At 62.0% G+C, this 24,716-nt stretch carries 18 protein-coding genes and 3 tRNA genes; 19 read left to right on the top strand and 2 right to left on the bottom strand.

Translation table 11 applies throughout. From position 1 onward, the window contains the following. Positions 1 to 49 precede the first annotated feature (49 nt). From HNQ60_RS02315 to HNQ60_RS02385, 15 genes are all read left to right on the top strand, one after another. Positions 50 to 1,156, top strand: a complete 1,107-nt coding sequence (locus tag HNQ60_RS02315; RefSeq protein WP_184329398.1) for a DegT/DnrJ/EryC1/StrS family aminotransferase — start codon at positions 50 to 52, stop codon at positions 1,154 to 1,156. Positions 1,157 to 1,158: 2 nt separating this feature from the next. Then, positions 1,159 to 2,199, top strand: a complete 1,041-nt coding sequence (locus HNQ60_RS02320; RefSeq protein WP_221303974.1) for a thiamine pyrophosphate-dependent dehydrogenase E1 component subunit alpha — start codon at positions 1,159 to 1,161, stop codon at positions 2,197 to 2,199. Continuing rightward, on the top strand, positions 2,196 to 3,191 hold the full coding sequence (locus HNQ60_RS02325; protein WP_184329399.1) for an alpha-ketoacid dehydrogenase subunit beta: 996 nt from the start codon (positions 2,196 to 2,198) through the stop codon (positions 3,189 to 3,191). Before HNQ60_RS02320 ends, HNQ60_RS02325 begins: the two co-directional genes overlap by 4 nt. Positions 3,192 to 3,215: 24 nt before the next feature. Beyond that, complete coding sequence (locus HNQ60_RS02330; RefSeq protein ID WP_184329400.1) at positions 3,216 to 3,944, top strand: sugar transferase; 729 nt, start codon at positions 3,216 to 3,218, stop codon at positions 3,942 to 3,944. Between the two features lie 190 nt (positions 3,945 to 4,134). Beyond that, complete coding sequence (locus tag HNQ60_RS02335) at positions 4,135 to 6,129, top strand: polysaccharide biosynthesis protein (RefSeq protein ID WP_184329401.1); 1,995 nt, start codon at positions 4,135 to 4,137, stop codon at positions 6,127 to 6,129. A gap of 431 nt (positions 6,130 to 6,560) precedes the next feature. Beyond that, a complete protein-coding gene (locus HNQ60_RS02340) occupies positions 6,561 to 7,901 on the top strand; it encodes a UDP-glucose dehydrogenase family protein (RefSeq protein ID WP_184329402.1) in 1,341 nt (446 codons plus the stop codon). Positions 7,902 to 8,111: 210 nt separating this feature from the next. Continuing rightward, the gene (locus tag HNQ60_RS02345; RefSeq protein ID WP_184329403.1) at positions 8,112 to 9,545 is read left to right on the top strand and encodes a mannose-1-phosphate guanylyltransferase/mannose-6-phosphate isomerase; all 1,434 of its coding nucleotides are present in this window, start codon (positions 8,112 to 8,114) and stop codon (positions 9,543 to 9,545) included. Positions 9,546 to 9,612: 67 nt separating this feature from the next. Next, a complete protein-coding gene (locus HNQ60_RS02350; RefSeq protein WP_184329404.1) occupies positions 9,613 to 10,974 on the top strand; it encodes a phosphohexomutase domain-containing protein in 1,362 nt (453 codons plus the stop codon). 229 nt (positions 10,975 to 11,203) lie between these two features. Further along, positions 11,204 to 13,708, top strand: a complete 2,505-nt coding sequence (locus tag HNQ60_RS02355) for a PAS domain-containing protein (RefSeq protein ID WP_184329405.1) — start codon at positions 11,204 to 11,206, stop codon at positions 13,706 to 13,708. Beyond that, positions 13,705 to 14,154: a response regulator gene (locus tag HNQ60_RS02360; protein ID WP_184329406.1), complete on the top strand. Its 450-nt coding sequence runs from the start codon at positions 13,705 to 13,707 to the stop codon at positions 14,152 to 14,154. The genes HNQ60_RS02355 and HNQ60_RS02360 overlap by 4 nt, the downstream gene beginning before the upstream one ends. Before the next feature lie 98 nt (positions 14,155 to 14,252). Beyond that, positions 14,253 to 14,327, top strand: a tRNA-Val gene (locus tag HNQ60_RS02365). Positions 14,328 to 14,420: 93 nt separating this feature from the next. After that, positions 14,421 to 15,821 carry a glutamate--tRNA ligase gene (gene gltX, locus HNQ60_RS02370; RefSeq protein WP_184329407.1) on the top strand — a complete coding sequence of 467 codons (1,401 nt, stop codon included), beginning with the start codon at positions 14,421 to 14,423 and terminating at the stop codon, positions 15,819 to 15,821. A gap of 89 nt (positions 15,822 to 15,910) precedes the next feature. After that, a tRNA-Ala gene (locus HNQ60_RS02375) sits at positions 15,911 to 15,986 on the top strand. Between the two features lie 23 nt (positions 15,987 to 16,009). Beyond that, positions 16,010 to 16,085: transfer RNA gene (locus HNQ60_RS02380), tRNA-Glu, on the top strand. A 286-nt stretch (positions 16,086 to 16,371) separates the two neighbouring features. After that, positions 16,372 to 17,043, top strand: coding sequence for a putative Ig domain-containing protein (locus HNQ60_RS02385; protein WP_184329408.1), 672 nt, complete (start codon positions 16,372 to 16,374; stop codon positions 17,041 to 17,043). 62 nt (positions 17,044 to 17,105) lie between these two features. Here the strand turns inward: HNQ60_RS02385 and bfr are convergent, their stop codons facing one another. Together bfr and HNQ60_RS02395 are read right to left on the bottom strand one after the other, a co-directional pair. Further along, complete coding sequence (bfr, locus tag HNQ60_RS02390) at positions 17,106 to 17,579, bottom strand: bacterioferritin (RefSeq protein ID WP_184329409.1); 474 nt, start codon at positions 17,577 to 17,579, stop codon at positions 17,106 to 17,108. A 162-nt stretch (positions 17,580 to 17,741) separates the two neighbouring features. After that, a complete protein-coding gene (locus tag HNQ60_RS02395; protein ID WP_184329410.1) occupies positions 17,742 to 17,930 on the bottom strand; it encodes a (2Fe-2S)-binding protein in 189 nt (62 codons plus the stop codon). Positions 17,931 to 18,224: 294 nt separating this feature from the next. Between HNQ60_RS02395 and HNQ60_RS02400 the strand changes: the two genes are divergently transcribed. The 4 genes from HNQ60_RS02400 to xrtA are packed head-to-tail and all read left to right on the top strand — an operon-like array spanning position 18,225 to position 24,710. Beyond that, positions 18,225 to 19,625, top strand: a complete 1,401-nt coding sequence (locus tag HNQ60_RS02400; protein ID WP_184329411.1) for a TIGR03013 family XrtA/PEP-CTERM system glycosyltransferase — start codon at positions 18,225 to 18,227, stop codon at positions 19,623 to 19,625. Positions 19,626 to 19,681: 56 nt separating this feature from the next. Further along, a complete protein-coding gene (gene prsK / locus HNQ60_RS02405; RefSeq protein WP_184329412.1) occupies positions 19,682 to 21,823 on the top strand; it encodes an XrtA/PEP-CTERM system histidine kinase PrsK in 2,142 nt (713 codons plus the stop codon). Next, positions 21,820 to 23,181, top strand: a complete 1,362-nt coding sequence (gene prsR, locus HNQ60_RS02410; protein ID WP_184329413.1) for a PEP-CTERM-box response regulator transcription factor — start codon at positions 21,820 to 21,822, stop codon at positions 23,179 to 23,181. The genes prsK and prsR overlap by 4 nt, the downstream gene beginning before the upstream one ends. Further along, complete coding sequence (gene xrtA / locus HNQ60_RS02415; protein ID WP_184329414.1) at positions 23,181 to 24,710, top strand: exosortase A; 1,530 nt, start codon at positions 23,181 to 23,183, stop codon at positions 24,708 to 24,710. The genes prsR and xrtA overlap by 1 nt, the downstream gene beginning before the upstream one ends. Positions 24,711 to 24,716 lie beyond the last annotated feature (6 nt).

Consider the following 24,716-nt stretch of genomic DNA (forward strand, 5'->3'; position numbering starts at 1 on the left):
ACGGCAACCCTCAGTTCGTCAATTGACTCAATTAACCCAGAGAACCGCGATGCGAAACATTCCCTTCTTTCCTTACTCTCAGCTGTTTTCGGCGCAGGAGAGCGAGCTGACGTCGGTCATGATCGACGTGTGCCGGCGGGGTGCGTACATCCTGCAGAAAGATTGCCGTGAGTTCGAAGCATCGCTCGCGCAGTTCATGGGCGTGAAGCACGCGTTTGGTCTCGCGAACGGGACCGACGCGATCATCATCGGGTTGAAGGCTGTCGGCGTCGGTGCCGGCGACGAAGTGATCCTGCCTTCGCACACTTACATTGCGACCGCGGCGGCCGTGCACATGGTGGGCGCAACTCCCGTGCTCGCCGAGTGCGGCGCCGATCACATGCTCGACGCGGCGGACGTCGCCAAGCGCATTACTCCGCGCACGAAAGCCATCATGCCCGTTCAGGTCAATGGACGGACGTGCGACATGGATGCACTGCAAGCCGTCGCCGACAAGCACGGAGTCATGATCGTCGAGGATGCCGCGCAGGGCCTGGGATCCAAGTTCAAAGGTCGCAGTGCCGGAACGTTCGGCAAGTTCGGAACGATCAGCTTCTACCCCGCGAAGCTGCTCGGCTGCTTCGGCGACGGCGGTGCCATCGTGACGAACGATGATGCCGTGGCAAAGCAGATCGCGTTGCTGCGCGATCACGGCCGCAACGAAGAAGGCCGCGTAGTCGCGTGGGGTTACAACTCCCGTCTGGACAACCTCCAGGCCGCGATCCTCAACTTCAAGCTGAAGACGTTCCCGGCGGATGTCGAGAGACGCCGCGCAGTGGCTGCGCGGTATCAGCGTGGCCTGGGCGATCTCAAGCAGCTCACGCTGCCGCCGGCGCCGGATGCTGATTCGCGTCACTTCGACGTCTATCAGAATTACGAGCTCGAGGCCGATCGCCGCGATGAGCTGCGCGCTCATCTCGAGAAGAATGGCGTCCGTACCATCATCCAGTGGGCGGGAACGCCAGTGCATCAGTTCCACGATCTCGGATTCGACGTCCAGTTGCCGCGCACCGATGCGTTCTTCAAGCGCTGCTTCATGTTGCCGATGAACGCCGCCATCACCGACGACGAAGTCGACTACATCGTTCAGCACATCCGCGCGTTCTACGGGCTCTGATCGTGTCGCGGACCGAACTGGGCGCGCTCGCTGATGCGGCGCAGTTTCAAGGACCGATCGACATCGCCGCGTGCGATGTCGATGAGCTGAAGGCCGCACTGCGATCGATGCTGAAGATCCGTTTCGTTGAGCAGCAGCTCGCGGCTCAACGACGCGACGGGCACATCGGCGGGCCGGTGCACCTTGGCGTGGGGCAGGAGGCGGTGGCGGTCGGCGTATCGGCGCACCTGCGGCGGACTGACCGCGTGTTCGGCGGCCATCGATCACACTCGCACCTGCTTGCACTCGGGTCCGATGTTCGGCGTTTGTTCGCGGAGATTCTTGGCAAGGACACCGGGCTTTCCCGTGGCATGGGAGGCTCGATGCACCTGTGGGACAAGCCGAACGGCTTCTACGGATCGACCCCGATCGTGGCCGGCACCATCTCGCTCGCGGTGGGCGCAGGGCTGGCCGCGGCGATGCAGAAGACCGGGGATGTCGCTGTCGCGTACTTCGGCGACGGAGCGGTCGAGGAAGGCGTCGTCCACGAGTGCCTGAACCTGGCGCAGATTCTCAAGATCCCCGTGCTGTTCGTGGTGGAGAACAACCTGTTCTCCAGTCACATGCACATCTCGCTGCGTCAACCCAAGGACGCAACGGTGCGCTTCGCGCACGCTCACGACATGGCTGCTGAGCTCGTCGATGGCAACGACATTGTCGAGGTGAAGCGCGCCGCCGGCCGTTTGATCGAGCGCGCACGGGCGGGAGAAGGTCCGGGTTTCCTCGAGGCGGTTACGCAGCGCTGGTATGGCCACGTCGACTGGCGCGAAGACATCGATGTGGGAGTCAATCGGTCGACCGCGGACCTCGATCAGTGGCGCAGGCGCGATCCGGTGGCGCGACTGGAATCCGCTTTGCTGAGCGCGGGCCACATGACCCGGGCGGAAGGCGAAGAAATCAGAAGGTCTCTGCGCGAAGAGATCGAATCGGCGTGGGCAACGGCAGCGACGGATCCGTACCCGGCGCCGGAAGCACTGCTCGCCAGGGTTTACATCGACAAATGAACTATCTCTCCGAATCCGCGGCGGGCGTGTCGTATGGAGTCGCCATCCGCCATGCCTTCGAATATCTGCTGTCCCGTTATCCGGAAGTGTTCGTCATCGGGCAGGGGCTCTGGAGCCCCTGGTACGTTGGCAACTCGATGACGGAGCTCGACAAGAAGTTCGGCAAGCACCGCGTCATCGACACGCCGGTTTCCGAACTCGCCTGCACCGGCCTGGCAGTCGGTGCCTCGCTCGCGGGCACTCGTCCGATCGTTGTTCATCCGCGCATGGACTTCATGCTGTACGCGACTGACGCCATCGTGAATCAGGCGGCGAAGTGGTCGCACATGCTCGGTGCACAGGATGCGCCTGCGGTGACCATCCGCGCGATCATCAACCGCGGAGGCGAGCAGGGTGCGCAGCACTCGCAAGCACTTCACTCATGGTTCGCTCATGTGCCTGGACTGCGGGTGGTGATGCCCTCCACGGCGAGCGATGCACGAGACCTGTTGATCGCCGCGGCTCTGTGCAACGACCCGGTGATGTACATCGACGATCGCTGGCTCTATGAGCGAACCGAAGATCTCGCCCCGGTGAAAGAGCTGGATCTTCGACGCGAGGGTCCACGGGTACGGCGCCAGGGAAAAGACATCACGCTGGTCGGCAGCAGTTACTCGAGCTATCTGTGCGAGCAGGCAGCGGACGTGCTCGCTGCCCAGGGCATCGAGGCGGAAGTCATAGACCTTCGCGTGGTCAGCCCACTGCGACCGGAACTGATCATCGAGTCGGTGCGCAAGACAGGGCGGCTGTGTGTCGTCGACGGCGGCTGGCGAACGGCCGGCCTGGCGGGTGAGGTGATCGCGAGCGTGTGCGAGGCCGTCGACTCGATGCGTGCCCGTCCGGTCCGTGTCACGTTGCCCGATGCGCCGGCACCTACCAGCCGTCCTCTCGAAAAGCTTTACTATCCGACCAAAGAAACCGTCGTGCAGGCGGCGCTTGGAATACTGCGCTGAGCCGGACGAGGCCTGACAATTCTTATGAAGCGACTCTCAGACATCCTGATCTCAGCACTCGGCCTCATGGTGGCCGCACCGATCCTGCTCCCCGTGATGTTCCTGATCTGGTGGCAGGACAAGCATTCGCCGTTCTACATCGCCCCTCGCGTGGGGAGAGGGGAGAAGCCGTTCAGGATGATCAAGCTGCGCTCGATGATCATCAACGCGGACAAGTCGGGTGTGGACTCGACTGCCGCCAACGATCGTCGCATCACGCGCGTGGGCCAGTTCGTCCGGCAGTACAAGCTCGACGAAGTGGTCCAGCTTTGGAATGTGTTCAAAGGGGACATGTCGCTGGTGGGCCCGCGCCCCAACGTCGAGCGCGAAACGCGGATGTACACGCCCCAGGAAAAGCGCTTGCTCACCGTGCGCCCGGGGATCACCGACTACGCTTCGATTGTTTTCTCCGACGAGGGGGAGATCCTGAAAGGCAAGGCCGACCCGGACATTGCTTACAACCAGCTCATCCGGCCCTACAAGGGGTATCTGGGCTTGTTCTATCTGGAGCACTCCGGCGTTTTCCTGGACCTCAAGCTCATCATGCTGACGGTCCTGGCGGTCGCGTCGCGCTCGGCTGCCTTGAGGGCAGTTGTGAAGGACATGAAGAAACGTGGTGCTCCCGACGAGCTCCTGCGCGTAGCGGCCCGAGAAGCCGAACTGGTGCCGGCACCGCCCCCGGGTGCGGCAACCGTTGTTACCGAACGATACTAAGGGGTCCGATCGGCCGCTTTTTCCCGTGGCGCCGGCTTCCGCAGGCATGTCGGATGTGCGCGACGGATGCAAAGCACGTGTTGATCTGGGAGAATTTTCTGGTTCTGTGAGTACTTCGCCCTCTGATTTTGTGAGCACCAAGTGCTCAGGGAGGGCAAAGTAGGTCAGGGAGGGTTTCGTGACGGAATCGATGCCTAAATGGATTGAGCGGTTCGCCAACGGGCTGGCTCAGCTGCCTCGCTCGCAGAAGCGGCTCCTGATGCTATTGGCGGATCTGTTGGGCATTCCGTTCGTCCTCTGGTTTGCGGTATCGCTGCGCCTGGGCACGTACGTTCACGATCTGAGCGGAGAAGCCTGGTTCTACGGAGCGGCTCTGGTCACGAGCATCATCGTGTTCGTGAGGATGGGACTCTATCGCGCCGTCATCCGCTACCTTGGGCCCAAGGCGATCCTGGCGGTGTTCTCCGGGGTGACTTTGTCAGTTGCGCTGCTCTGCGCGTTGGCGCTGGCGTGGCCTGAGAAGACGATTCCTGTTTCCACGCTCCCCATTTACTGGGCATTCGCGCTGATCTACGTAGGCGGCACGCGGTTCATGGTCCGCGGGCTTCTCAATTTCCGATGGTCCGGCGGCACGCAACGCGTGGCGATCTACGGGGCGGGTGCAGCCGGCGTGCAGCTCGCTACCGGCCTGGCTCGAAGCGGCAGATACCACCCCGTGGCATTCATCGACGACAACGTCGGCTTGCACGGGAGCACGGTCAACGGGCTCGAGGTGTTTCCGCTCGCCGAACTTCCCGGCCTCGTAGCCGATGACGGCGTCGCCGCGGTCTTCCTGGCATTGCCCTCCCAGACCCGGCGACGCAGACAGGAGATTCTCAAGGCCATCGAGCCCCTGTCCCTCCTGGTGCAGACCGTTCCCGACTACGCGGACATTCTTGCGGGTCACGCCAAGGTCGAAGATGTCCGGGACGTCGACGCAGGCGACTTGCTGGGACGCGACGCCGTGCCGCCGAACGAGCGACTTCTCGACGCGTGTATCCATGGAAAGGTCGTCATGGTCACGGGTGCGGGCGGCTCCATCGGATCCGAGCTGTGCCGGCAGATACTCCGGTTGCGGCCGAGTCAGGTGCTGCTGTTCGAGATGTCGGAGCTCGCGCTCTACAACATCGAACGAGAGCTGAAGTACCTCGCGGGCACCGAGCACATCTCGACTGCGATCGTCGGCCTGCTCGGAGATGCCCATCACAAGAATCGGGTACGCGAAATTCTCCAGGCCTATGGCGTGCAGACCATCTATCACGCCGCGGCCTACAAGCATGTGCCCATCGTCGAGCAGAACATCGTCGAGGGCATCTACAACAACATCTTCAGCACGTGGCATGCGGCGGAAGCCGCGCTCGAGTGTCGCGTGGAAACGTTCGTGCTCATCTCCACTGACAAGGCGGTCAATCCGACGAATGTCATGGGAGCGACGAAGCGCTTCGCCGAGATCGTGCTGCAGGGGCTGCACAACCGCGGTTCGCAAACGCGGTTTTGCATGGTGCGATTCGGCAATGTGCTCGAATCATCCGGATCGGTAGTGCCCTTGTTTCGCGAGCAGGTGAAGCGGGGCGGACCGGTCACCGTGACCCACAAGGACGTGATCCGCTACTTCATGACCATCCCCGAGGCTGCGCAGCTGGTGCTGCAGGCAGGCTCGATGGGCCGGGGCGGCGACGTATTCGTGCTCGACATGGGCAAGCCGGTGAGGATCGCGGATCTCGCCAAGCGCATGATCAGCCTGATGGGCCTGACGGTTCGCGACGAAGAGAATCCCGATGGCGACATCGAGATCATCTATACGGGATTGCGTCCTGCCGAAAAGCTGTTCGAAGAGCTGCTGATCGGCACCAACGTTACCGGAACCGAACACCCGATGATCATGCGGGCCATAGAGCATTCGCTGCCCTGGCCGCAGGTCCAGCAGGTGCTGGATGAGCTCTCGGTTGCGTTGAACCGCTTTGATTGCGAGAGGGCGCGCCAGCTGCTGATGCAGACGGTCGATGAGTACCGTCCCTCGCAGGACCTGCAGGACCTCGTCTGGACTCGCAAGGCGGAAGTCGCGAATGGCGAGACCACGAACGTCACGAACCTGCAAAGCAGGAGAGCGCGGCTCGCGGCGCCGAGCCCACCGCACACAATCTGATCGGGATGTGACCCTGACTCGGATGTGACTCGGGACGTAGGTCGGCAGGCCAGCTCTGAATCTTCTCGCTCCTGAGCCTGATCGAACCGCCATTCGCTCCCTATTGAATGGCGGTCCAACTGCGCGCGTCCTTGCACGGCCTGCCGAATCCTCCCTGGGGGAGCTGTCCGGTCATCCCTTGACCTTTCAGTGGTTCCCGCACAAATAAGCGACAATCACGAGGAAATTCCCTCACATTTAATCCGGCCGTAACGGAACCCCGGAAGATTGGCGCCCGTTGGTCGAATCCAGGTTCGGGCCGGCGGTCGGGCCGGCGATTTGAGGCGAGAGGCTCGGTGTCCGGCGCTACCGGACGTTAGTTCCTTTACCCACCGCACCTGCTCAGTTAAGCTCGACGCCCCAATTTTTCCATATTGTTCCAAGAGTTATAGATGCGTCTGACGATCTTCGGCTCGGGTTATGTCGGCTTGGTCACCGGTGCCTGCTTCGCGGAGGCGGGCAACAACGTCCTGTGTGTCGACGTTGACGAGCGCAAGGTCGAGATGCTCAAGCGCGGCGAATCGCCGATCTTCGAGCCCGGTCTGGATGAGATGCTGAAGCGGAATATCGCCGCGGGGCGCATCAGCTTCACGACAGACGCTGCGGAAGGCGTGAAATGGGGTCTGTTCCAGTTCATCGCCGTCGGCACACCGCCGGACGAGGATGGCTCGGCCGACCTGAAGTACGTGCTGGCGGTAGCCGAAGCAATCGGCAAGAACCTCACCGAGTACCGTGTCGTCGTCACCAAGTCCACGGTGCCGGTCGGCACGGCGGACAAGGTCAAGGCGAAGATCCTGCAGACCCTGAAGGCTCGCGGTGCCGATATCGAGTTCGATACCGTCTCGAACCCGGAATTCCTCAAGGAAGGCGCCGCGATCGGCGACTTCATGAAGCCCGACCGCATCGTGGTGGGCACCGACAATCCCCGGACAGCCGAGCTCCTGAAGGCCCTCTACGACCCGTTCACCCGCAGTCGCGAGCGCATGATCGTGATGGACGTGCGCTCATCGGAGCTGACCAAGTACGCAGCGAACGCGATGCTCGCGACCAAGATCAGCTTCATGAACGAGCTGGCGAACCTTGCGGAGCGCATGGGCGCGGATATCGAGAAGGTGCGTCTCGGCATCGGCTCGGATCCGCGTATCGGCTATCACTTCATTTACCCCGGCGCGGGCTACGGCGGTTCGTGTTTCCCAAAGGACGTGCAGGCGCTCGCGCGCAGTGCCCGCGATCACTCGTTCAAGGCCGAGCTGCTCGACGCGGTGGAAGCCGTGAACAAGCGTCAGAAGGACGTGCTGTTCGAGAAGATCAACAAGCACTTCGAAGGCAAACTCTCCGGCCGCACCATCGCGGTGTGGGGGCTCGCTTTCAAACCGAATACGGACGACATGCGTGAGGCGCCGAGCCGCACGCTGATGGAACGGCTCTGGGCGGCGGGTGCGAAGGTGCGCGCTTATGACCCGGTTGCGGGCCACGAAACGAAGCGCATCTATGGTGAGCGCGGCGATCTGCAGATCGTGAAGTCCGGTCCCGAAGCGATCAAAGGCGCCGATGCGCTCGCGATCATGACCGAGTGGCAGGAGTTCCGGAGCCCGGACTTCGATACGATCAAAGCGGAGCTGAAGCACCCGGTCGTATTCGATGGTCGTAACCTGTACGACCCGGGATTCGTGAAGCGCTTCGGACTGACGTACTACGCGATCGGTCGCGGCGACAGCGTCGCTGCAAGCTGACACAGCGCAGAAGGCGGCGGACGCTGAGACACTTCAGATCCGTCGCCGCCGGGGAACTTGGCGGTTGTCGCGCATGTTGCATGCATGCGCGCTTTCGCGAGAAAAGTCTGATCCAATGATCGAACCACCCGTGTCCAGCTTTCCTTTCCAGCCGCGCCCGCGGTCGTTCGGCAGCGGCCCGAATCCAACGATGATTCTCTCGGAGTCCCCATGCTGATCCCCGTCATTCTTTCTGGCGGTTCGGGGACGCGTCTGTGGCCCCTTTCGCGCGAGTTGTATCCGAAGCAGCTTCTGCCGCTGGTCGGCAAGGGCACGATGCTGCAGGAGACGCTGGCGCGCATGAAGGGCGTGGAGGATGTAGGCGCGCCGATCGTGGTCTGCAATGACAGCCACCGGTTCCTGGTCGCGGAGCAGTTGCGTGCCGTGGACGCGAAGCCGCAATCGATCCTGCTCGAGCCGGTGGGGCGCAACACGGCACCTGCGGTCGCAATCGCGGCAATGGCAGCCGTCGCCGCCGAATCATCGAACAGCAAGACGAGCCCGTTGCTTCTCGTGCTCCCAGCCGATCACGTCATCCGCGATGTTGCCGCCTTCCGCAGCGCCGTGTCCGTGGGCCGCAGAGCGGCCGAGCAGGGCAAGCTGGTCACGTTCGGTGTCGTCCCGGACAAGCCGGAAACTGGCTACGGCTACATCAAGCGGGCCGCGGGCGACGGACCGACTTTCCCCATTGCGCAGTTCGTCGAGAAGCCGGATCTCGCGACTGCCACTCGATACGTCGAGTCGAAGGAGTACTTCTGGAACAGCGGCATGTTCCTGTTCCGTGCGACTGCAGTCCTCGATGAAATGCGCGCGCTCGCACCCGACATCTACGAAGCCTGTGCGCAGGCCTACACTGCTTCGAAGCGTGATCTCGATTTCACGCGTCTGCCCGCGAAGGAGTTCGGCGCCTGCCGCAGCGATTCGCTGGACTATGCAGTGATGGAGAAGACGAAGCACGGCGTCGTCGTTCCTCTCGATGCCGGCTGGAGCGATGTCGGTTCCTGGTCGGCACTGCATGAAGCGGTGCCTGGGGATGAAAGCAACAACGTGTGTCTCGGCGATGTGCTCACCGAAGACTCCAGTGGCTGCTACCTTCAATCGACCAGCAGGCTCGTCGCGGCCGTGGGCCTCAGGGATCACGTCGTCGTCGAGACCAAGGATGCAGTGCTGGTTGCGCCGAAGGATCGCGTCCAGGACGTCAAGCTGCTCGTTACGCAGCTGAAGAAGCAGGGCCGATACGAGACCTCGATGCATCGCGAAGTGTTCCGCCCCTGGGGCAGCTACGACAGCATCGACGCCGGCGAGCGCTTCCAGGTGAAGCGTTTGACCGTCAAGCCGGGCGCCGAAATGTCATTGCAGATGCATCATCATCGTGCCGAGCACTGGATCGTGGTGTCCGGAACGGCGCGGATCACCCGAGGTGAAGAGACCTTCCTGCTCGAGGAGAATCAGTCGACCTATATCCCGCTCGGTGCCAAGCACCGCATTTCCAATCCGGGGAAGATTCCGCTGCACATCATCGAGGTGCAGTCTGGCACCTATCTCGGTGAAGACGATATCGTGCGGTTGGAGGACCGGTACGGTCGGGAAGGAGAGAAGGGCTGAACGCTGCGCGGAACTCGCACGAGGCCTTCTTCGTTTCCTTGAGTCGAACAACGCCAAGCTACATCACATGCGCCCCATCACCGGTTTCAAAGCCTACGACTACCGTGCCCGCATTCCCGGCGAACTCAACGTCGATGTCGCGTATCGCATCGGACGTGCTTACGCCGAATTCCTGAAGCCGAAGCGGATCGTCGTCGGACGCGACATTCGCCTGTCGAGCGGCGAGCTCTGCGAAGCATTGACGCGAGGCCTCATCGATTCCGGGGTGGACGTCTACGACATCGGGTTGTGTGGAACGGAAGGCGTCTACTTTGCGACGTTCTCGGAAAAGATGGATGGCGGTGTCATGGTGACCGCCAGTCACAATCCGCCCGACTACAACGGAATGAAATTCGTGCGCGAGCAGTCGCGTCCGATCAGCGGCGATACCGGGCTCAAGGAGATCCAGAAGATCGCCGAGGCCGATGCGTACTCGACACCGGCAAAGAAGGGGCAGCGCTTCGATCTCGATACTCGCAAGAAGTACATCGATCATCTGCTTTCCTATCTCGACCGGTCGAAGCTCAGGAAGCTGAAGATCGTCGTGAACGCCGGGAACGGCGGCGCCGGCGCCATCGTCGATCAGCTCGAGCCGCATCTGCCGTTCGAGTTCGTGAAGATCAACCACCAGGCCGACGGTCACTTTCCGAACGGCGTGCCGAATCCGATGCTCGAAGAGAATCGTGCGTCGACGATCGAGGCGATCCGCGAGCACAAGGCCGACCTGGGCGTGGCCTGGGACGGCGACTACGACCGTTGTTTCTTCTTCGACGAAACGGGTTCCTTCATCGAGGGTTACTACATCGTCGGCCTCCTGGCTTCGATGTTCCTGCGACGTGAACCCGGCACGAGCATCGTGCACGACCCGCGGCTGACGTGGGCTACGCAGGACATGGTGACTTCACTCGGCGGCAAGGTCGTGATGTCGAAGTCCGGTCACGCCTTCATGAAGGATGTGATGCGCCAGGCCGATGCGGCGTACGGCGGCGAGATGAGCGCTCATCACTACTTCCGGGCATTTGGTTATTGCGACAGCGGGCAGATTCCCTGGCTGCTGGTGGCGCAGCTCATGTGCGAATCCGGCAAGAAACTGTCGTCACTCGTCGGCGAGCGGATCGCTGCGTTTCCTGCGAGCGGCGAGATCAATCGCAAGGTCGCCGACGCGAAGGCCACGATCCAGAAGGTCGAGGCGCATTACAAGCCGGGCAGTCTGTCGGTCGACTACACGGACGGACTTTCGATCGAGTTCGGTCAGTGGCGCTTCAACCTGCGTTCCTCGAACACCGAGCCCCTGATTCGCCTGAATGTGGAAAGTCGGCAGGATGTGGCGCTCATGCAGGCCAAGACGCGCGAGTTGCTCGAAATGATCGGAGGCGAGATTGCGCATTGAACGGCGGCTCATCGAGCATCGAGCGGCGGCCGCCTGAATCAGGAATCCCCCGAGCCTGGTTTGGCGAGCAGCAGGTATAGTGGCGATGCGGGAGGCATTGCATCGCTGGCGGACGCGGAAGCCAGACTCCCGCCCACAGTGGATAACAGCCCCTCATGGATAGTGCCGGGTTCCATCTGCATCGTTTCGCGCGTCTACCGCGTTTCCCTGGTCCTGGGGAGAAACTCTCGTGAGTGTCGCTGTCGGAGAGCCGATCCAGGCGCCCAGCCCCTCATGTCGAATCGACATCGCGCTCGCGGGCGCACTTCAGCAGACCTGTGGCGTCGTCGAGGCAATGAACCGCGATCGCCGCTGCGCGATTGTACTGTACGACCAGGGTTGCGGATCGATCGCGGCGGCGATCGGGTTGGGCCTGCCGCAAGCTTTTCTGTCACTGATGGAGTCCTCTGCAGCGGAGTGCTTCAGTGCGTCGCGTGAAAGCGAGTTCGCTGTTCACGCTGACATTGCCGCCGATCCCACTTGCAGAGAGGTTCGCGATGCCGCGCTGGCGCAGGGGCTGCGCTCATCGTGGTCGCTCCCGGTCGCGGGCACGTCCGGTAGCACGATCGCCGTCCTGACAGTCTTCGCACTCGTGCAGACGAATCCGTCGCCAGCCGATCTGCAGGCCGCACGGACTTTCGCCACGCTCATCGCGGACACAATCGAGCGCTCGCGTATCGACCAGGCGATTCGCGAGAACCTGACGCGTCTCGAACTTGCTCACAACATCGCGAGGCTCGGCTACTGGGAGCGCGACGTCGTTCGCAACCGGGCTGTTTCGTTCGGGCGGATCAACGACATCGTGGGCCAGGCCGACGCCCATCAGGCACTCGACCTGAATCAGCTGCTCGCGAAAGTCGTGCCGGAGGACCGGCATCTGCTCATCGAAGCTGGGGAAGACGTGGCCGCGAATCGGCCACACCTGCGCGAGATTTCGTTTCGCATCCGTCAGTCCGACGGAGAAATCCGGCATGTGCTCGCCCAGCGTCGCGGGATTCGTGACGAATCGGGCCGCATCGTGAAGATCGTCGGCACCATTCAAGACGTTACTGCCCAGCATCGTGCTGCCGCGGAGCTGAAGGCGAGCGAGGAGCGCTTTCGACTGATGGCCGAGCACACCGGGCAGCTCATAGTCGATTGCGACATCGAACGGGGCGAAGTGAACTGCGCGGGTGCGATCCGCGAGATCCTCGGTGACGCAGTCGGGACGGCGCCCAAGTTGCCGCTCGATATCTGGCGCAAGGTCGTGCATCCGGATGATCTCGCAATGGTCGAGCAGGCTATCAAGCGAATGCTCAAAGGCGCGCGCATCAGCGTCGCCTGCAGGATCCTCCGATTCGACGGCAAAGTCCTGGACATTGAAGCCATCGGCTCGGCAGTCATCGATGCCAACGGACGTGCCACCCGCGTCATCGGGACGCTGTCGGATATTTCCGATCGACGACGCGCGGAAGCAGAGGGGCGTCGCTATCTGATGCAATTGGCCTTCCTGGCCGATGCCGCGCGGAAGGTGAACTCCGTGCTGTCGGTCGCCGATCTGCTGCAGACCATTACGCAGATCGCACGCGATCTCGTCGGCTGCCACATCGCCATCGGCGTCGTGTGGCCGGACGAGGCGGACAGGAGTGAACTGCGAAGCAGTTCGGCTTCGGAGAAATACGCGAGCCTCAACAGCGTGGCTCTTCTGGCAGCGACGCTGGATGAGAGCGATGAGTCGTCCCGGGAGCTGAAGGGCGCGATGCGAGCGCCCCGGACGGCGATGGCGGATGAGGAGGCCAGCAGCGAGTCGCAGATCATTGCCTCGTCGGGCCTGCTCACCGTTCCGCTCGTGACGCCCGCGGGTCGCGCAAACGGATTGATCCGCGTCGCCGACAAGCGTGAAGGCGATTTCAATCCCAACGATGAGCGAGTGCTGGGGCAGCTGGCCAATCTGGCGGCGGTCGGTATCGAGAATGCGCGGCTGTATGGCGAACTGGAGGCGCGGGTCGGGCAACGGACGCAGGAGCTCGAGCATTCGAACCGGGAGCTCGAAGCTTTCAGCTATTCGGTTTCGCATGACCTTCGTGGCCCCCTGCGCGCGATCTCCGGATTTACCGGACTTTTGCGCGAGCGGCATTTCGGAACGTTCGACAACGACAGCCAGCGCTACATCGAGCGCATTGAGGCGGGCACGCAGCGGATGGCAGCCCTCATCGACGATCTCCTCGAGCTGGGACGTGTCACGCGGCTGGAGTTGAAGTGCGAGCAGGTCGACCTTTCGAGCCTCGCGGAAGCGATCGTCCAGCGCCTTCGCGAGCGGTCGCCGCAACGAGCGGCGACCTTCGATATCCAGCCGGGGCTGCATGTCTGGGCGGATCTGCGCCTGCTGGAGATCGTGCTGGAGAACCTTTTGGACAACGCCTGGAAGTTCACAGCGGGCCGCTCAGCGGCCGATATTGTTTTCGGCGTCTGTCAAATGGGTGCTGACCGGGCCTTTCTTGTCAGGGACAATGGCGTAGGATTCGACCCGCGCTATGCCAGTAATTTGTTCGGGGTGTTCCAGAGATTGCATGCGACGACGGAATTTCCTGGAACAGGAGTGGGGCTCGCAACAGTTCAACGCATAGTGCAGCGGCACGGGGGCCGCATCTGGGCTGAAGCCGAGGTTGATCGAGGGGCGGTGTTTTACTTCACGCTGGCCGAGGAGCCGCGATGACGGATCGATACATCCTGCTGGTCGAAGACAATCCCGACGACGAGGAGCTGACGCTTCTCAGTCTGCGGAAGAACAATCTGGCGCATGAAATCATCGTCGTCCGCGATGGGGTGGAAGCGATCGAGTTCCTGTTCGGGCAGGGCCGATACGTGGGCCGCGACCTGTCCCGCATGCCGACGGTCGTTCTGCTGGACCTGAAGCTGCCCAAGCTCGACGGGCTCGGGGTCCTGAAACGGCTGCGTGCCGAAGAAAAGACCCGCATGCTGCCGGTGGTCGTCCTCACTTCCTCCAGCCAGGACGCGGATGTCATTGCGAGCTACAACCTTGGTGCGAACAGCTACGTGCGCAAGCCGGTGGAGTTCGGTGCCTTCGTGGAGGCGGTGAGCAGCCTGGGGTTGTACTGGATCCTCCTGAATCGACCGCCCCCCATGCACGCGGCGCTCTGAAGCGGGGAAACCCCGATGCTCCAGGCGTCGTCGCGTTGACCGGCCGAAGGCTCGTCCCTACACTACGCACCCGTTTTCCGGGTCAGTCCCGACAATTTGGGCGGTTAGCTCAGCGGTAGAGCACTGCTTTCACACGGCAGGGGTCACAGGTTCAATCCCTGTACCGCCCACCATCAACCAGACGTGAATGGCGGATAGCGGATGGCGGATGGGCAAAACAATCCGCCTCGGCGGTATTCACCATCCGCTGAGCGCTGTTCCTCCTCATGACCATCCGAACCCGTTTCGCACCGAGTCCCACCGGCATGCTGCACATCGGCGGCGTGAGGACGGCGTTGTTTTCGTGGCTGTACGCGAAGGGTCGCCAGGGCGACTTCATCCTGCGCGTCGAAGATACGGACCGCGAGCGATCCACCGACGAGGCGACGCAGGTCATTCTCGACGGGATGGAATGGCTCGGCCTCGCGGCCGACGAAGGCCCGTTCTATCAGACGCGCCGGATGGACCGCTATCGCGAAGTCCTCGCGCAGTTCGTGCGCGACGGACACGCATATCACTGCTACTGCACGAAAGAAGAGCTCGCAGAGATGCGCAGCAAGCAGGAAGCAGCCAAACAGAAGCCGCGCTACGACGGCACGTGCAGGAATCGCACGCAGCCGCGGGAAGGTGTCGATCCCGTCATCCGATTCAAGAATCCGCTCGACGGATCTGTCGTCGTCGAGGACGTCATTCACGGCAACGTCGAGTTTCAGAATACCGAGCTCGATGACCTCATCATCGCGCGTTCAGACGGCACGCCGACGTACAACTTCTGCGTCGTCGTGGACGACATGGACATGAAGATCACGCACGTGATCCGTGGCGATGATCATCTCAACAACACACCCCGTCAGATCAACATGCTCAAGGCACTGGGCGCCGTGCTTCCGGTGTATGGGCACGTGCCCATGATCCTGGGCGCTGACGGAGCCAAGCTGTCGAAGCGGCACGGCGCTGTGAGCGTGTTGCAGTATCGGGAAGAGGGCTTCCTGCCGGTCGCTCTGCTCAACTACCTGGTGCGTCTCGGCTGGTCGCATGGCGATCAGGAAGTGTTCTCGCTCGAAGAAATGCAGGCGCTGTTCGACATCAAGGACGTCAACAAGTCGGCCTCGGCGTTCAATCCCGACAAGCTGTTGTGGCTCAATCAGCAGCACATCATGCGTGCGACGCCGGAATCGCTCGTACCGCACCTGAAGTTCCAGCTCGCCGCGCTGGGCATCGATGTGATCGATGACGCGAAGCTGGCTGCCGTGGCGAAGGCTCAGCAGGAGCGCGCCAAGACGCTGAAGGAGATGGCGCAGAACAGCACGTTCTTCTTCGTCGAGATCAAGACGTATGACGAGAAGGCGGCAAAGAAGAATCTGACCGCGGAAAGCGCGCCCGTGCTTCGTTCGGTTCACGCGAAGCTCTCTGCGCTGAGTGCGTGGACGGCCGCTGCGATTCACGATGCCGTGAACGAGGTCGCGACAACGTCCAGCATCGGACTCGGCAAAGTGGCGCAGCCCATCCGCGTCGCTGTCTCGGGCACGTCCGTTTCGCCGCCCATCGATGTCACGCTCGAGGTGCTGGGTCGTGAGACGACGCTCAGCCGCATCGATCGTGCAATCGCAGTTGCGGGTGCAGCCTGAGAAATCAGTCAGGGAAGAGCGGGTGAGAATCGGCCCGATCTTTCCTTGACAGTGCAGGGACCCTCCAATACATTGCGCGCCTCTCGCGTGGGGCTATAGCTCAGCTGGGAGAGCGCTTGCATGGCATGCAAGAGGTCGCCGGTTCGATCCCGGCTAGCTCCACCAAGCCCTTCGTTGTTTCGATTTGCGTCCCCATCGTCTAGAGGCCTAGGACATCGCCCTTTCACGGCGGTAACAAGGGTTCGAATCCCTTTGGGGACGCCACTTCATCACGGTGGCCAATTCGTTGATCAGTCGCGCGAACCTGTTGCCGTTCAGCGACTCTGTCGGCCGTCCATGCAAATCAGTAAGTTATCGGGTTGGCGGGTGCTTGGCGCCGATTGGCTGTGCGCAATCGGCGACATGGAACGTTCGGCCAATGCAGCGCGTTATCGGCAACCCGTTGATTTGAAAGACTTACAGGGTTTTTGATCTTCCTGGCATAGCTTTTGTAACGAACGCTCGACGCTTCCGTGAAAGTGCGGAGGCAGCGCAGCAAACGCGGAGCGATATGCAGGCATTCAACAGGCAGAGATGGGCATCGGCACTCCTCACGGCGCTGCTGCTGGCAGGTTGCGGCGGTGGCGGCGGTGATTCGCCCAGCTCGTCGCCCCAGACCGATCCTGACCCTCCTGCAGCGACGAACTCGCCTCCGACGATTCAGGGGCAGCCCAGCACATCGGTGCTGGCGGGCCAGAGCTACAGTTTTCAGCCCACGGCGAACGATCCAAATGGTGATGCGCTGACCTTCAGCGCCACGAACTTGCCTTCCTGGTTGTCCGTCAATGCCAGCACGGGTCGGCTGAGCGGCACGCCCGCGGCGGGCGATGTCGGAACGTATTCAGGCATCACGCTCACGGTATCGGATGGAAAGGCGAGTGCGTCTCTCACTGCTTTCAACCTGACGGTATCCGCGGTGGGCTCGGGCAGCGCCACGGTGTCCTGGGTGGCACCGACGCAGAATACGGATGGAAGCTCGCTGACGAACCTTGCGGGCTACACGATTCTGTACGGCCGAAGTGCGGGCGATCTAACGCTGTCCGTGAACATCAGCAATCCCTCGCTCAGCACCTACGTCGTCGAGAATCTCACGTCGGGTGCCTGGTTCTTCGCGGTGGTTGCAGTCAACTCAAATGGTGCTTCGAGCGTGCCGTCGAACGTCGCCACCAAGACCATCAGCTGATCGCGAATCCATTCGCGCGTGGGGCTCCGGGAAGGAGCCCCCGCAATTCATCGCGAGCTCTCTCAGCTCGCTTCCACTTGCAGCTGGCAGTAGTTCTCGAGGCCGATCCGCTTGATCAGGCCGAGCTGCGTCTCCAGCCAGTCGATGTGTTCTTCTTCCGATTCCAGGATTCGCTCGAAGATCTCGCGCGATACGTAGTCGCCTGACTTTTCGCAGTCGACGATCGCGGCGCGCAGGTCGGGATGAGCCTGCATTTCCAGCTTCAGATCGCACTCCAGCGCTTCCTGCACGTTCTCTCCGATGAACAGCTTTCCGAGATCCTGGAGATTGGGCAGGCCATCCAGAAAAAGGATGCGCTCGATGAGCTTGTCGGCGTGCTTCATCTCATCGATGGATTCGTCGCGGGAGTGCTTGCCCAGCTTCTTGAGCCCCCAGTTGTCGAACATGCGGGCGTGAAGGAAATACTGGTTGATCGCGGTCAGCTCGTTCTTCAGGACGAGATTCAAGTGCTTGATGATCGTGGCATTGCCTTGCATGGAAAGACTCCGAAGACGGGCCGGACGGCCGGGCGGAATCTTGAAGGACGCTCAGGGTGGAGGCAACGTCGAAAGAGGAGAAAACCCGAAGGTTTTTCTATAGATACGAATACTGTGGCGAATGGTAATCAGTCAGCCGCTTACGCGTCGGCCCCGCGAAACTCAGGCCGCGACGGGCCGGGACGCTGATTCGATGTGGCCTTCGATGACTTCCTGCGCGGTGTCTTCGCAGCGGCCGCAGCAGTTGGCGACAGGGAGGTAGCACTGGACTTCCGTCAGCGTGCCCGCGCCACGATCCACGACTTCGCGAATCTGGCGATCACTGATTCCGTTGCAGAGACAGACGTACATGGAGGAGGTCAGTCCGGCTAAGATGTGCCCATCTAAATACAAATGCGAATGATTGTCAATTAACAGAACGCCGATCTGGGAACGGAATCCCTCAGGGCTGCTTCGGGATTTGACAGTAGTGCCTGTGAAGCCTTTCACGCGCCTGTGAGGGTGATGTGATTAGACTTCGGTCCGCTTGCTGAACCGATCTCCCTCGGGCTCCATACCGACCCCGGTCGCCTTGGGCTGACGCCCGACGCTACGGTTCCACGTTGATCGATCACGCTTTTTTCGGTTAGAAGGCATCAGAACCCAGTGGCGATTCGAATATTTCAGCACTATTGGCAGCTTCCACTGGCGCTTCTGGCCCTCGTCGAGGCGGCGATTTTTTTCCTGGCTCCCTATTCGGCGGTGATTCTTGGCCTGGATCCCGAGTTGCCGAAATCTGCGGCCCTGAATCACACCATCTTCCCTCGCGCGCTGTTGTTCTCCGGCGTGCTGTTCCTGTCGATGACGGCCATGGGGCTTTACAACGCGCGGCAGCGTTCGCGTCTGTCGGGTCTCCTGGCGCGTGTCGGCGCCAGCGTGCTGGGCGGCGTGCTGGTGATCGCGGTCATCTTCTATCTGTTTCCGGCACTGCAGATCGGCCGCGCGGCCCTCATGTTCGCGGCGTTCGTGGCGGTCGTGGGTTCGGCCATTTCCCGGGTCATCTTTGACAAAGTGGCCGATGAGGATGTGTTCAAGAGACGCGTATTGATCTACGGCGCGGGCAAGCGCGCGCTCAGCATCGCGCGTCTGCGCCGCCGATCGGACCGACGCGGGTTCGTGCCTGTGGGCTACGTTCCAGCGGACGGCGACGACTTCGACGGCGTGCCCGAGGACGAAAAGATCCGCTCGGGAGAGTCGCTGCTGGAGGTGTGTCATCGCCTTCGCGTCGATGAAATCGTCGTCGCGATGGACGATCGTCGCCGGCAGTTTCCGATGGATCAGCTTCTCGAGTGCCGCCTCGACGGTCTCGAGATCATCGAACTGATCACCTTCCTCGAGCGCGAAACAGGCAAGGTCCGGCTCGATGTTCTCAATCCGAGCTGGATGATTTTCTCCGAAGGATTCCGCCAGGGCCGGATCCACGGCACGTTCGAGAGGGCATTCGACGTTCTGGCCAGCCTGCTGCTGCTCGTCGTCGCGTTGCCATTCATGCTCCTCACGACGATTGCGATCAAGCTCACCGAAGGTCCGCGAGCCAGCGTCTTCTACAGGCAGGTGCGCGTGGGCCAGTACGGTCATCCCTTCAAGTTGCTCAAGTTCCGCAGCATGCGCGAAGACGCCGAACGCGACGGCGCTGTCTGGGCGCAGAAGAACGACAATCGCGTCACTCTCGTCGGGTCGTTCATCCGGCTGACCCGCATCGACGAGCTGCCGCAGATCCTCAATGTGCTGCGGGGCGAGATGAGCTTCGTCGGACCGCGCCCCGAGCGGCCCGAGTTCGTCGAACAGCTCAACGAGCGCATTCCGTACTACCGCGAGCGCCACACGATCAAACCAGGGATTACCGGTTGGGCGCAGTTGTGTTACCCATACGGCTCGTCGGAACAGGATGCGGCGGAGAAGCTGCAGTACGATCTGTTCTACGTGAAGAATCATTCGCTGCTGTTTTATCTGGCGATCATCCTGCAGACAGTGGAAGTCATCGTTTGGGGCAAGGGCGCCCGGTAGATCGCCCGCGCGAAAGGGGCCAGCGCGGCCCGCACCACAAGGGCTGAACGACTTCGATGGGTAATGCGGGAGTAGCGGGCTACGGCATCGCGGGAACAGCGTTTCTGTTCCTGACGGCGTTGCTCGTCGTCAGCTGGCGCGGCCGCAAGGTCGGTGCCCGACTGATCGGCGCCAGCGCGGTGACGTTCCTGTGGGCGCTGACGCTCGCGTTCGAAAGTGCGCGCGGCTCGATGCCCATGATCTTCGTCTACGTTGCGGAGATCGCGAAGGGCGCAGCGTGGCTCCTCGTCCTCACTGAACTTGCCCGCGCGACCGCACCCCGCATCCTGATTACCGGCGCGCACATTCTGTGGATCGGACTGCTCGTGTTCGGATTCGCAGCGCCGCTGCTGCCGAAACTCAACATCCCGATTGAAAGTCCTTCGATGCTGCTCTCGCGCGCGGGGCTCGCTCTGGCGCTGTGCGGACTCATTCTTCTCGAACAGATCTATCGCAATTCCAGTCACGCCGGTCGTGCGTCGCTGCGCTACCTCGTCATCGGTGTCGGCGGAATACTGGCTTACGACCTCTTTCTCTATTCGCAAGCGGAGCTCATGCATGGGATCTCCGTCACCGCGTGGGAAGCCCGCGGCATCGTCGTCACGTTCGCGGTGCCGTTGATTGCACTCGCAGTGCGGCGTAATCCCCAGTGGTCGCTCGATATCTTCGTATCGCGTCAGGTGGTTTTCTACACGACCACTTTCGTCGCGGTCGGGATCTATCTGGTCGTCATGGCGCTTGCGGGGTACATCATCCAGGACCTGGGAGGAACGTGGGGCGCGGTCGGGCAGATCCTGTTCTTCGCAGGTGCAGCGGTGGTGCTTGCGTTCCTGCTTGCGTCGAACACGCTGCGACGTCAGGCCGTCGTCTTCATCAACAAGCATTTCTACAGCAACAAGTACGACTACCGGATCGAGTGGCTGCGCTTCATCCGCACCCTGTCGACGACGACCGAGGACAGCGTCAGGCGAACGGCCATTCGTGCTGTCGCCCAGATCTTCGATAGTCCGGGCGGCGTACTCTTTCTTGCCGATGAACAGGCCGGACAGTTCGTGCCGGTGAGTGCCTGGCCGCTGCGGCTCGAGAGCATCAACGGTGTCGGACCGATCAACGCCGACAGCGAGCTGATCCGTTTCGTCCGCAAGCGGCAATGGATCATCGACGTTCACGAATACCGGCGCGCACCGGACATCTACGAGAACATCGAGCTGCCCGTCTGGCTCGGCGAAAACCCATCGCTGCGCATCATTTCTCCGCTGCTCGAGGTGGACCGGCTCTTCGGCCTGTTCGTGTTGTACGATCCGCCGCCGCCCTTCGAGCTGACCTACGAAGACCGGGACCTGTTGAAGACCGTGGGACGTCACGTTGCGACGCAGCTTGCGCAGCAGGATGCGGACAGGCGTCTCGCCGAGAGCCGGCAGTTCGAGGCCTACAACCGGTTGACCGCGTTCATGATGCACGACCTGAAGAATTCGGTGGCGCAGCTGCAGCTCATCGTCGCGAACGCGGGCCGGCACAAGCACAATCCAGAGTTCGTCGACGACGCCATCGAGACGGTCGACAACACGGTGGAGCGCATGACGCGACTGATCGAGCAGTTGCGTCACTCCACCGCCGGAGCGCAGTTGCAGTCGGTGCGATTCGACGACCTGGTGCGCAACACTGTCGATCGATGCAGTCTGAGAACGCCTGTGCCGGAGCTCGTCGTGAATGCCGACGGCATCCGGGTCCGGGCCGATCCTCAGCGGCTCTCCGCGGTCGTCGAGCACGTCATCAGGAACGCCCAGGACGCGACACCCACGGGAGGCGTATCCGTGCGACTGGATGAGAATGGCGGTCGCGCGATTCTCATTGTGAAGGATAATGGCAAGGGGATGGACGCGGAGTTCATCCGCGAGCGGCTGTTCCGCCCTTTCGACAGCACCAAGGGATCGAAGGGGATGGGCATCGGTGCGTACCAGACCCGCGAGTACGTCCAGATGCTCGGGGGGCGGGTGGAAGTGCAGAGCAGTCCCGGTCAGGGGACCTCGTTTTCGATTAGTCTGCCGCTCGAGCAGGTGGCCGGCGCGGCGGATGCGGACCGGAACGTCGCCGATCCATCGGGCAAGCGACAACAAGCAGTACCCAATATCAGCAGTCATCGGAGCAGTGAGACGTGAATGATGCCAAGCCGAAATTGCTGATCGTCGAGGACGACGCGGGCCTGCAGCGCCAGCTCAAGTGGTGCTTCGACGACCATGAAGTGTTCATGGCCGCCACGCGTGCCGAAGCGATGGTCATGCTGCGGCGTTTCGAACCGCCGGTCGTACTGCAGGATCTCGGCCTCCCGCCCGACGCCGAAGGCGTCAGCGAAGGAATGGCGACGCTGAAGGAAACGCTGAGCATCGCACCGCAGACGAAAGTGATCGTCGTCACCGGCAATCACGATCGCGACAACGCAGTGCGCGCCGTATCGCTCGGCGCTTACGATTTCTACCAGAAGCCTGTCGACACCGACGTGTTGCGGCTGATCGTGAGCCGCGCATTCAACATGCACGCGCTCGAAGAACAGAATCGGCAGCTGCGCGAAGCGCAGTACAACTCGCCGTTCGAAGGGCTCATTGCCACGGACGAAGCGATGCTCAAAGTCTGCCGCATGATCGAGAAGGTCGCGCCGACCGACGTGTCAGTGCTCATTCTCGGCGAGAGCGGCACCGGCAAGGAGCTGCTCGCTCGCGCCGTGCATACGCAGAGCAATCGCAGGGAAGGCCGGTTCGTCGCCATCAACTGCGCTGCGATTCCGGAGCAGCTGCTCGAGAGCGAACTGTTCGGGCACGAGAAGGGTGCCTTCACCGGCGCAGTGAAGCAGACCATCGGCAAGGTCGAACTCGCCGACGGCGGCACGTTGTTCCTCGATGAGATCGGCGACATGCCGCTGGCGCTGCAGGCGAAGCTGCTGCGCTTCCTGCAGAATCGCGTCATCGAACGCGTGGGCGGACGACAGGAAATTCCGGTCAACGTCCGCGTCGTCTGCGCGACCAACAAGGATCTGCAGGCGCAGATCAATCTGCAGCAGTTCCGTCAGGATCTCTATTTCCGGGTCGGTGAGGTGACGGTGAACGTGCCGCCCTTGCGCGATCGGCCGGGCGGCACGACGGTGCTCGCGCATGCGTTGCTGCGCAAATTCGGGGGCGCTCACGGGCGGCCCAAGCGAGGTTTCACGGACGAGGCAGTGGCGGCGCTCGAGGCCTACGAGTGGCCCGGCAACGTGCGCGAACTCGAGAACAAGGTGAAGACCGCGATGATCATGGCCGAAGGGTCGCTGATCACGGCGGAGGATCTCGGGCTGCGTGAATCGGTCGATGGGACGCTGCTGTTCAATCTCAAGGAAGTGCGGACGCGTGCAGAGCGGCAGGCCATTCGCCAGGCGCTGTCGATCACCGACGGCAATATCTCGAAGACGGCCGAGCTGATCGGCGTCAGTCGTCCCACGCTTTACGACCTGATGGAAAAATACGGCATCCGGGCTCCGCAGTAATGGCGGAATCCGGGCTCAATCCGCAAACCCAGGGGATTCCAAGTGCGCCGGCGACCAGCCGCTGGCGTTCCCGCCGCGTCATGGTGCTGTTGCTGATCGCGGCCCTGGCGATTGTGTTCTGGCCGACGATTGAAACGCTGCGGATCGCCTGGACCGATACCGACAGCCTTACCTATACACACGGTTATCTCGTCGCCGCCATCAGCCTGTGGCTGCTGATGCGGTCCGCAAAGACGCTCGACGCGACAGCGACATCCGATTGGCGATTCGCTGCCGTACTCGTTGTGCTCAGTTTGTGCTGGTTGTTGTGCCTCAGGGCGGGCATCGAGCTTCTGCATCAGATCCTTCTGCCGCCGATGGCGCTGGTCGCGGCGTGCGCGGCGTTCGGCGTGCGCAATGGCTGCAAGCTCGGCTTCGGGTTCGCGTATCTCTACTTCGCCATTCCCATCTGGAGCGCGGGCAACGGGATCCTGCAGGCGATCACGGTAAAGGCGGTTCAACTGCTGCTGCAGATCACCGCGGTGCCGGCGTACGTGACGGGAAACTTCGTCTACATCCCGGCAGGCGCGTTCGAGATTGCCGGCGGCTGCAGCGGTCTGCATTTCTTCATCGTGGCGATCGCCATCGCCGCGCTCTTCGGAGAGATCCACTACGATTCGCTGCGAGTCAGAATCAAGCAGCTCGCTCTCGCGGCGGTGCTCGCGATGATCAGCAACTGGGTGCGCGTGTACGTCATTATCGTCGCCGGACATCTGACGGACATGCAGCACTACCTGATCACCGTCGATCATTACTACTTCGGCTGGTTCCTCTTCGTCTTCACGATGGCCGCTTTCTTCTGGCTCGCGGGTCGGATGCCGGCATCAGCAGAAGGCGCCGTTCCCGTTGCCGGCGACGGGGGCACTCCGTCGGTGTGGATTCGCGGCGCGATCATCGCTCTCGTCGCGGCGGGTGTCGGACCGGCACTCAATGCGCTATCGCCCATTCGCGACGCCGTCGCCTCACCCGTGCTGTTGCCTGCCTCGAGCGATCGCTGGACCGGGCCTGAGGCAGCCGGCGGTGCATGGCGGCCGCTCTTTCCTCATGCCGACAGATCGCAAGCCGGTGACTATCGCCGCGAGGGTCGTGTTGCCACCGCGTTCGTCGCGCAATATCTGCAACAGCGCCAGGGCAAGGAGCTGATCGGCTACGACAACGCGGTGTCCGGCGAGCAGGGCGGTGCCGTGCATTCGCGCCAGCAGGTCCGGACACAACAAGGAGACGTCGTTCTGCTCGAAGCAGGGAACGATAGGGAGCGCTTCGTCGTTGCGTACCGCTACCTGATCGGCGACCGGCGCGAGACCGGTGATTTGAGCGCACAGTTTGCGTACGCTGCGGCCTCGTTGCGCCGCCCGGTACTTTCGCAGATCGTCGCCGTGCGAACGCAATGTACATCCGACTGCGCAGCGGCGACCGAGGATGCGACGGATTTGCTCGACGAACTCGACAAGGCGATCGTCAGGGCGATCGCGGCATCACCCGGCCAGTGAGGGCAC

This window comes from Povalibacter uvarum (assembly GCF_014202975.1).
GTDB lineage: Bacteria > Pseudomonadota > Gammaproteobacteria > Steroidobacterales > Steroidobacteraceae > Steroidobacter > Steroidobacter uvarum.